This window comes from Nostoc sp., from assembly GCF_036917515.1.
In the GTDB taxonomy this organism is placed as follows: domain Bacteria; phylum Cyanobacteriota; class Cyanobacteriia; order Cyanobacteriales; family Nostocaceae; genus Nostoc.
Genome location: NZ_JBALDE010000282.1, coordinates 23,284 through 31,746, shown reverse-complemented (window position 1 = coordinate 31,746; position 8,463 = coordinate 23,284). Strand labels below are relative to the sequence as shown.

Here is an 8,463-nt window from a genome sequence, read left to right as displayed (position 1 = left end):
TAGATCATAACTGTAAGGGTTTGCCATACGAATGCAGAAATCAATCACTTCTCTATATATTCTACGTCCTAACTAAGATGGCGACTGCTATAATTATACTTTATTGTTTTGACTATAATTGAAGACTCAATATATCCACAGCCGCACAACATTTATTTATTAAAATTCATTTTTGTTATAAGGGAACTCCAAAAAATAAATTATTCAATTTGTCTACTCAACTATACTTCTTTCTTCCTTGTCCCCCTTGTCTCCTTGTCCCCTTGTCCCTCTGCGATTGAATATTTTTTTACTTGGAAGTCCTTAAGTTTGACCCACTTGAATGCACCCAGAAAGGTGATATCTACTATGTTTTGGCTCTTTAGCCGCTATGAGCGTGAATGATACTGCACACAACAATAATTCTACTTGGAATCGGCAAGTATATCACCGCCTGAAACTTGTCTTAAGTCTTGGCTTACGACGACAAATTCTTTTAGCAATATGTGATGATTTATACTTGAGAAATCAGATAGCAGCCCGTTTGCATTCTACATTGGCTTATCCTGTTGGACAGGTGTTATATCAATCATCAAATGCTCAAGAAAATAGCACTCCAGCTTATCCGCGATTAGTCACGTTGCGTTTGAATTTAAACGATCCTAATCCCCTAATCCAGATTAATCAATGGCTGAATAATTATCCACCGCCAATTGTTGGGGTATCAAAAGATACTCCTGGAAGACCTTTTCCAGTACCAGCATTTCAGATTGTCGGCGTGGAGCATCTCACAAAGCAACCAGTTGCAACACAGCGTTTATTTTTGCATTATCTCCGCTTAAGCGAACAATATTTCTCTACACAAAAATCCAGCCGATTCCTAGAATCTAACTTGCTGTTGTGGATACCACGTCCTTGGTTATCGGCTATCAAGCAATCAGCACCACAGTTTTGGCGTTGTCGTACTGGCGTATTTGTGTTTGCTGGAGAACCTACACCAGCAACTCAGAATTTGGGCTATCCAGAACGTTTTTCCAGTTCTAAAAGCTTAGATTTGGAGAATATTGAGCAGTCAATTCTAGATGAATCAGCTAACCAAGCAGAACTCAGAACCGCAGCCACTGAGTTCAAGTTTGAGAAGAATTCTGATTTCCCAGTAGAAATAGAAGGGAATCGCGTACACAAAGCTGAAGATGTTTCACCATCCACAGGGGATTTATTCAAGGCTACGCCACAACAGCAGGAATCTACAAATCGGTCTGGTAGTGGAAGTAATAATCAATCGCTGTCGTCTTTATCTCATATTAGCAGTGAGTTAACAGAGCTAGTAATAGCAACAATAAATACAAATATTGCTCAAAATCCAGAGGATTCCTTACAACCACAGCAGATTTTGTTGGAAATTGAAGAATTACATGAAAAGCAAGTTTCACAGGAGATACTGGCAGAGGCTTATCATCGCTTGGGTACTTTATATCGTCTTCGCATTGAGCAAGGAGAGTCAACTCTAGAAAATCTGATGGTGGCAATTATTGCTTATCAGGAGGCAATTAGCTATGACGAAAGCTCACCACAACTCCCAGATATTTTGAATGATTTGGGTACACTCTACTGGATGCTATACCGCACACCACCCAATTCTGAAGAGGGACAAACTTATATAGAGCAGGCAATAGAATTTTATCAGTTGGCGTTAAAGATGATTTCGCCCCAGACACATTCGGAAACTTACGCTCGCGTACAAAATAATTTGGGAACAGCTTATGGTGATTTAGCTCGTTTTTCTCACCCATCTGAAAATTGGCAGCAAGCAATTTTCGCTTACAGTGAAGCACTCAGCCACCGTACAGCTGATATGGATTCATTAAAGTATGCGGCTTGCCAAAATAATTTGGGTACTGCCTACTGGCATCTTGGGCAATACAATCAACCGATTGTGCATTTAAAGAAAGCGATCGCAGCTTACAATGAAGCACTTGCACACTACAACCCTGAAGAGGAACCGCTGAAGTATGGCATGATTCAAAACAATATTGGTACTGCGTGTTGGAATCTGGCACAATACGAACAACCAGCCCAAAATCTCCAGCTAGCCATAGATGTTTATAGCAAAGCTCTTAAGTATCGCACTCCAGTTAATGTTCCTAGTGCCTGCGCCGCTACACAAAATAATCTGGGTACTGCCTACTGGCATCTAGCAAACCTATCTGAGACTACTAAAGAGGCACGGCAAAAGTATCTGCAACTATGTATCAGTGCTTACGAAGAAGCCATAGCTTTGGCTGACTCACTTAGCGGTACTTCTTTAAGTTTTGATTTGCTTGCCTCTCACAATAACCTGGGACTAGCACATTATCAGCTAGTAATAGATAAGTCTTTTAATAACGACAAAGTGACACGCTCTCAACACTTAGAAAGAGCATTAGATAACCATTTGCAAGCTTTAAACGGATTAATTAAACAACCAGAGGCTTATCAAACAACTTTTGCTTATGTGGTGAAAACTATTCGTGCTTTTCATAATGAATTAGGGATACAGGGACAAAATCTGGCTTTATCTAAAGTTCCTAGCCAGTTGTTGCCAGAGATTTTGTCAAAATTATGAATCCTATTCCTCTCCATAGTGTGGAGAATATCAAAGAACTGTAACTTGATATCAGCTTGACAATTCTTGATAAGTCAAGCAAGGTAGCGATGTCTATGACGAGCTACACTTACGCAATTACTAGACTTCTTGCATAAATCAAAAAAAACCCCACTTTGCCTTTGACTTACGTCAAAGTCTCCACTCTTGCTGGGGATGGCGTGTTAGGGAACTTTTTGCAAAAGGTTTACTGTTTTACTCATTACAAAGTAATGAAATATTTTAACAATTCATAAATTTAACTTCATAAACATAAATTATTTATTAAATTATTCTGAAATACATATAAATTTTTTATACAAAAAACAATAAGATATTGGCGTATTTTGCGTAAATTTACTAAGGTAGACTGAAGATCTACTTGAAAGAAGCTTCAGAATGATAATTAAGACCTAAAATTATGAAACTAAGTTTTGTTTTGGCTACTGCTATATCTAGTTTTTTTGTGAGTTCGACCACAGGATTTGCTTTCTCTGGTCAAGCACAAGCTCTAACTTTTTCTGGCATTTCTAGTGCTACATGGGGAAATCCTATTCCAGGAATCAACGATACTAAGCCAATATATACAGGTGTGGGAAGTAACATATTTACTTGGGGTAAAGCTAATTCGTTGTTAGGACTTCCAAATAAACTAACCTCTTATGGAACTTCATTTTCTGCGGACATTAACTCTGTATTCAAAATAGCTGATTTAACTTACTTTAATGGAAAGGTAAACCCTGATTCAAGCGTTGGATTTGTACCTTTAAATCTCAATGTATCTTTTAGCCCTCCTGTGGGAAGTAGCCAAGTTTTTGACTTCAACTTGCGTTTAGTAAATACACCTAACGATTCAAAAGATCCTGAAAAGAATGCAGACTTAGTATTTTTAGACACAAATTTGAGTAATCGCAGTTTTACCTTTGGAAGTAATAAATATACCCTTGAGTTAACTGGCTTTAATCCAGATGGTCGCCAGAAAAGTATTAAGGCTCTTGAAGAAGATACAATTACAACAGCTATTTATGCCAAAATCAAAACTACACCCGAACCTGCGCCACTGGCGGGTCTATCCTTACTAGGGATATACCTGATATCTCGTAAAAATTCTTGGAAAAAAATACTAAGAGCCTATAAATATGACTTATTCAAAACCTTTGTAGAGAGGTAGCACTGCTATGTCTCCACATTATTTTTCACCAGATTTATAATTTATAGAAATAGGGAATAGGAAACAGAGAAGAAGATAGATAGGTACTGAGTCTTGTTCACAAATTAAATAGGAGTCCTAATATAGTAGTCCGATTTTATTTTTGAACTTATACCAATTCAAAAAAATCAAAAGTTTGGGTAATAAAAATGTAGAGATGCGATTTGTCGCATCTCTACAAGGGTTTAGCGTTTTTTGATAGACGCGATGAATTGCGTCTTTATGCAGGGTTAGGTTGGGTTCGGTTTTGAAGTAGCTGAATAATTGCAGCTTTTTCTAAGATTCCAACTAGAACGCCATTCTCGCGAATCACGGGAAGCACAGATAGTTTTTGTTGTTCGAGTAACTGCATGACTTCCAGCAGAGGTTGATCTGATTGGACTGTGGTAGATTCCGTAATTGGTCGCATGACTTCTTTAACTTGAGTTTCTGACCACAGTGCTGTGGGGATGGTTCTTAAATTATCAACTGCGATCACACCTACTAATTGTCCATCATCATCAGTCACTAAGAACCGATGCCAGTTTTGTCCACTTATAACTCGCTCATCGGCAAACTCTCTCAAGGTAAGATTAGCAGATACAATCGGGCTGTCATGAGTTACAGCATCTTCGGCTGTCAAACCTGTGAGTTTTTCTTGCACTCTGGCAAATTGAGCCGAATTACCAGCATTTTGCAATAAAAAGAAGCCAATTAACAAATTCCAGAAGTTACCGGAGTTACCAAATAATAGTAAGGGAAGTACACCAGAAAGAATTGCTACCCAACCAAAGATTTGTCCAACTCGACTTGCAAAAGTTACACCTTTATAAGGATTGCCTGTAATTTTCCAAACAATTGATTTCAGTATATTACCTCCATCTAAGGGCAAGCCTGGAATCAGGTTAAATAGGGCTAATGCTAAATTAACAGAAGCTAGAACGCCAACAATTGCAGCTAACGGCCCTGATGCAGCAGTAGTAACACCAATAGTTGTAGCTATACCGCATAGTAGTAAGCTTACTATAGGCCCGGCGATCGCTACCCAAAAAGCTTCACCTGGGGTTTTCGATTCTTTTTCTAAGCTTGCTAAACCGCCAAATATAAACAGCGTAATGGATTTGACATTAATTCCCTGACGAATCGCAACGAAACTGTGGCCTAATTCATGGGCGACGACAGAGGCAAATAACATTAGCGCTGTCATCAATCCTAGTACCAAAGCTAATCCTGCAGACAATTGGGGAAATTGCGCCGCCAGTCCACTGCTATAGCTCCAAGTTACTAAACCCAGAACTAAAAACCATGACGGATGGATATAGAAGGGAATTCCGAAGAGATTACCAACGCGAATTGTGCCATTCATGTCGCTCACCTTTGATTTCAGCTTCGAGAGGTTTGCTTTCATCCTTCTCGATGTTTTTATTGTAACGAAAAGTTAAGAGATTTTAATCTTGATGGCGGTAGTGGTGTCCGTCTGTAAAGGTGTGGTTAACTGATTTGAATCCAGCGCCCAGATATCTGTGTGTCATTAATGCCAGAATTTACAGTCATCTGAGTAATTCCAAAAACCAAACAAAAGATTTGACTTGGTGTGACTAAAGCTAAGATAGGTCTGGTTGCGATACTGCGCCTAGACCTCGAACGAGTACACTTTGCAAATCATGGTTGCCTTACAAGCTCTAATTCATGGAATTGCTCAAGCTCAAGATGAACAGACTTTGCGATCGCACATATCCGCTCAAATGAGTGAGTATTTTTCAGCTACACGATGTGGGTTGTTTTTCTTTGCCCAAATTTCTTTAGTTGACAGTAAAATTCAAAAAGCACTGCAAATTGCCTTATCACCTCAACACAATCCAGTTGCACGCTACTTGCTAGAACGCCATGCCCCTGTTCATGAAGCTTTGGTAGTAGAACCGAAAACATGGAAATTGATTTGTCCTCGTACCGATCACTGGCACGTTATGGCAGGGCCAATTGTCAGCAATGGTGAGTTAGTGGGTGTGGTAGGTTTGACGCGTCAGCAAGGAATGCCTGCATTTGATTCACAAAATCTTACAGATTTGAGTGCGCTTTGTCTGCACATTTCTACTTGGGTGGCAATGGCGCAATTGCAACAACCATTATTACAGACAGACCGTTTAACGCCTCGTGAAATGCAAATTGCTTCCTTGGTGGCTCAAGGACAAACCAATGCAGAAATTAGTGCTGAACTTTGGATTACTGAAAACTCTGTCAAGCAAGCCTTAAAAAGGATGTTTCGCAAGCTTGAGGTTTCATCTCGTGCTCACATGGTTGCAAAGCTTTCCACAGTTTCAAAATAAATGACCTTTTATTGGCTTCATTAATCCTGGATTTCTCTGCTTATGTTATTGAAGAAAGTTAGGAGATAGGAGGCAGGAGGTTTGAGAAAATAATTTTTCTCGAGGCAAAATCGTCTCAGAGCAACTAAATTTATTTATGAAAAACAAAAAATATGTATTTTATTAAGTAGATGCAATAAATACAGCGTCCTTGTTAAATTCCCGTTCGCCTGACGCTCACGGCGGAAGCCTAAATTTATTTATGGGGATTCCTCCAGCATAACTGCCTCCTTAAGCTGCCCCCTGATAACCATTTCTAGCAAAATTCAAGTGAAACGTTATCAGGGGTGTATTTTCTGGCTGAGGCATCTACTTATGCTAGAATTTTCTGCATCTGCTGAGAGGTTTTCTGCAACATTGGAGTAATTAGATCGGCGGGCACAGGACAACTGAAGTAGTAACCCTGACCTTCATTACATCCCAGCATTTTCAGGTAGTCAAGCTGTTCTTGGGTTTCCACACCCTCTGCCGTGATGTTCAACCGCAGGCTTTTTGCCAAGGCAATAATCGCATTCGTGACGGCGGCACTATCAGAATTAGATATGACATCTTGTACAAATGACCGATCAATCTTGAGCATGTTCACGGGAAACCGCTTCAAGTAGTTGAGGGAGGAATAACCAGTACCGAAGTCATCTAGAGCCAACCATATACCCAGTTCTCGTAATTGTTTTAAGGTTTTAACTGATCGCTCCATATCAGCCATCAAGAAGCTTTCTGTCACTTCCAATTCCAGGTAAGATACTTGGAGTCCAGTCTCATCAAGAATTTTACTGACGACTTCAACCAGATTCGGTAGTTCAAACTGTCGAGCTGACAGATTTACAGATATCCGAATTGGGGTAAATCCAGCAAGCTGCCAAGCACAGTTTTGGATACAAGCAGTTCGCAACACCCATTCACCAATTGGTAGGATTAAACCATTAGCTTCTGCAATTGGAATAAACTTTGCTGGAGAAACCAAACCTAATGTAGGATGCTGCCAGCGAACCAACGCTTCCATAGCTGTAATTTGCCCGCTGTATAAATCAACCAGAGGTTGATAATAAACCAGCAGTTCATTGCGCTCAAGCGCCCCATATAATTCATTTTCTAAAGTCATTCGCTCCTGCAACTGAGCATTAATTTCCGGTGAATAAAATTGGTATTTGCTACGCCCTCGTTGCTTCGCTTGATACAGTGCTATATGAGCCTGCTGCAAAAGTTGATCGACACTATTACGCTCATTTATTCCATTAATTGTGATACCGATGCTGGCAGTGATATGAATCAAGTTACCCTCTATAGAAAAGGGTTTGCTCAGGGTGCTTAACAACATCTGATATAGCTTAATCACACTTTCAAAATAAACAATATCTATGTGAGCAATGGCAAATTCATCTTCACTCAAATGGGCAAGAATATCTGTTTGTGCCATGCAGTGTGATAACCTCTGAGCAACTGCTCTTAACAACAAATTTATTGTTTGATGCTCCAACCCATGACTCATAGCAGTGAAATCATCAATACCCAGTAAAAATAGGGCTACAAAGCGCTGGTTATTTTCAGGTTGAGATAAAGTTAGATAGAGGCGATCGCAGAATAAATCATGATTGGGCAATCCAGTTAGATCGTCATAATTACTGATGTAGTGAATTAACTTATCTAATTTGTGAAGAGTTTGTGAGGTATCTGTCATCAATGTACCAGCTTCATCAATAAATTCTGTGGGCAATTCAGGTAGGGTTTTGGTGTTTAAATAATTTTGTAATACCGCAGATGTCAAAATAATCGGTTTGAGGAGATGGTGTAGTGTGTAGAGGGTGACGGCTGTACCCGCTAAGGTAGCCAACAGAGCAATAAGCATAACTCGAATCGCCATCTCCAAGGAATAGAAGTTTGAGATGCCGAAACTCAAGAGTAAGCTAAAAAGTGGTATGTGAGTACCCAAAAATGCCACCAACATGATTTTAGCGGTGTAACTTTTTTTGAGCAATGGAAAACTAGCTAGAAACGAGTATAGATAGAGCTTGTCATTGAGCTTCATAAATTCTGTTCGATGTTGGTAAATTAGTTCCGAGCTATTCTGGTAAAAAGGTATTTTTGATTTACAATTCGGTGCAATTAGCTTTCATGGAACCCAACCCTGATCAGGTCATATATTATGCTTCCCAATATGGGTTTCTATTTGATATGTATAACGATAAAGTTTCTGTAAAGCTGATCTCTAAGCAATTACACAATAAATACCTAAATGAAGTTGATTATTATTAGTTTGTCTTCAACTGATATAAAAGCAAAAAATATACAGCATAATTCAGGAGTAA

Annotated in this window: 5 protein-coding genes; 3 read left to right on the top strand and 2 right to left on the bottom strand. The window is 39.3% G+C overall.

Annotated elements, in window-relative coordinates; translation table 11 throughout:
- The first annotated feature begins 370 nt into the window (after positions 1–370).
- Together V7K89_RS35665 and V7K89_RS35660 are read left to right on the top strand one after the other, a co-directional pair.
- Positions 371–2,584, top strand: a complete 2,214-nt coding sequence (locus tag V7K89_RS35665) for a tetratricopeptide repeat protein (protein WP_335195593.1) — start codon at positions 371–373, stop codon at positions 2,582–2,584.
- Between the two features lie 439 nt (positions 2,585–3,023).
- Positions 3,024–3,773, top strand: a complete 750-nt coding sequence (locus V7K89_RS35660) for a choice-of-anchor K domain-containing protein (RefSeq protein WP_335195592.1) — start codon at positions 3,024–3,026, stop codon at positions 3,771–3,773.
- 259 nt (positions 3,774–4,032) lie between these two features.
- On the opposite strand, the gene V7K89_RS35655 is transcribed toward V7K89_RS35660, so the two are convergent.
- Positions 4,033–5,157 carry a site-2 protease family protein gene (locus V7K89_RS35655; protein WP_335195591.1) on the bottom strand — a complete coding sequence of 375 codons (1,125 nt, stop codon included), beginning with the start codon at positions 5,155–5,157 and terminating at the stop codon, positions 4,033–4,035.
- Positions 5,158–5,455: 298 nt separating this feature from the next.
- Here V7K89_RS35655 and V7K89_RS35650 point away from each other — a divergent pair, with 298 nt between their 5' ends.
- Complete coding sequence (locus tag V7K89_RS35650) at positions 5,456–6,118, top strand: LuxR C-terminal-related transcriptional regulator (RefSeq protein WP_335195589.1); 663 nt, start codon at positions 5,456–5,458, stop codon at positions 6,116–6,118.
- A 352-nt stretch (positions 6,119–6,470) separates the two neighbouring features.
- On the opposite strand, the gene V7K89_RS35645 is transcribed toward V7K89_RS35650, so the two are convergent.
- Positions 6,471–8,183, bottom strand: a complete 1,713-nt coding sequence (locus V7K89_RS35645) for a putative bifunctional diguanylate cyclase/phosphodiesterase (protein WP_335195588.1) — start codon at positions 8,181–8,183, stop codon at positions 6,471–6,473.
- Positions 8,184–8,463 lie beyond the last annotated feature (280 nt).

Coding starts and splice junctions, on each gene's coding strand:
- V7K89_RS35665 (WP_335195593.1), top strand. CDS start 371: ATGAGCGTGAATGATACTGCACACAACAATAATTCTACTTGGAATCGG.
- V7K89_RS35660 (WP_335195592.1), top strand. CDS start 3,024: ATGAAACTAAGTTTTGTTTTGGCTACTGCTATATCTAGTTTTTTTGTG.
- V7K89_RS35655 (WP_335195591.1), bottom strand. CDS start 5,157: ATGAATGGCACAATTCGCGTTGGTAATCTCTTCGGAATTCCCTTCTAT.
- V7K89_RS35650 (WP_335195589.1), top strand. CDS start 5,456: ATGGTTGCCTTACAAGCTCTAATTCATGGAATTGCTCAAGCTCAAGAT.
- V7K89_RS35645 (WP_335195588.1), bottom strand. CDS start 8,183: ATGAAGCTCAATGACAAGCTCTATCTATACTCGTTTCTAGCTAGTTTT.